This is a genomic window from Achromobacter sp. SIMBA_011 (assembly GCF_046535435.1).
GTDB lineage: Bacteria > Pseudomonadota > Gammaproteobacteria > Burkholderiales > Burkholderiaceae_B > Achromobacter > Achromobacter dolens.
Map to the genome: position 1 here is coordinate 1 of NZ_JAWRWN010000483.1, position 271 is coordinate 271.

General features: G+C 59.4%; 1 protein-coding gene. It reads right to left on the reverse strand.

Translation table 11 applies throughout. The annotated features are described in order from the left end of the window. Nucleotides 1-114: 114 nt before the first annotated feature. Nucleotides 115-271: isochorismatase family protein (locus SB816_RS31805; RefSeq protein ID WP_410548219.1), on the reverse strand; the 157-nt coding region annotated here is incomplete at its 5' end.

Sequence of the window (271 nt, forward strand, 5' to 3'; positions counted from 1 at the left end):
GCCAGCGCCCACGTTGGTTCCCGTGCCGTTCGCGCAGAACGGCACAAAAAAAGCCCTCGATTCGCATCGAGGGCTTTTTTGTTTGTGCGTGCCAGACGTGGCTTGATGTGGGCCTTATGCGCCCGTCATCGCGGCGATGGTTTCCTGCGTCGTGCGCACGTGGCCCATGAAGCCGAACAGTTTTTCGAACGAGAAGCGGTGCATTTCTTCGTTCTGGCCTGACGTGGCGTCTTCGACGAACACGAGCTTGAAGCCCTGATCGAAGGCCGCG